This window comes from Phaeocystidibacter luteus (genome assembly GCF_008933115.1).
GTDB classification, from domain to species: domain Bacteria; phylum Bacteroidota; class Bacteroidia; order Flavobacteriales; family Schleiferiaceae; genus Phaeocystidibacter; species Phaeocystidibacter luteus.
Window position 1 is genome coordinate 1 of record NZ_WBVO01000025.1, and the last position, 616, is coordinate 616.

Here is a 616-nt window from a genome sequence, read left to right on the forward strand (position 1 = left end):
CTAGGCGAATCTTAACTCTAAGAATATGACAACACTAAAAACCAAATACGGCGACCGATGCAAGACTCAATCTTCAAGCTATGGGGTATTGTCGTTATATGGGTTTCTATTGGAGAATGAACATAACGATACGGACTATTGGTGGTTGGACATCGGTCCAGAGGGAATGACGGACATTTTCATGCGAGATTTTGATGAATCGGATTGGCATGCGTTGATGGAAGACTTTAGGCACTGGACGACTTTCCAATTGGAGCTTCTCACCTATGGAATCATGAACGGAATGTATTGGGACAACCAAGCGGACAGAGAAGCTCGTCCTAGCTTCTGCATAAATGATAGAGAGAGATTAATTACGACACACTATCACAAATTCAGGTTGATTCCAAAGCTGTTAAAGATATCCAAGAACAAAGATGAGTCTAATGACATCGCATACACGATATATGAGGAGGCACATTTTCTGGAGATGATCCATCGATTATTCCGAGGGACGGAGATCGAGTACATCAACGACATGCGATTCATTATTGGAGAAGTAGGCTTCGACTTGATGAGGTCTGCTTATCCGGAATTTATAGAGGAGATAGATAGCGTGAGGGAGTAGATAATTTAA

General features: G+C 41.9%; 1 protein-coding gene. It reads left to right on the forward strand.

Annotated features, from left to right (window positions below; genetic code table 11):
* Positions 1–25 precede the first annotated feature (25 nt).
* Complete coding sequence (locus tag F8C67_RS14250) at positions 26–607, forward strand: hypothetical protein (protein WP_151668532.1); 582 nt, start codon at positions 26–28, stop codon at positions 605–607.
* Positions 608–616: the final 9 nt, after the last annotated feature.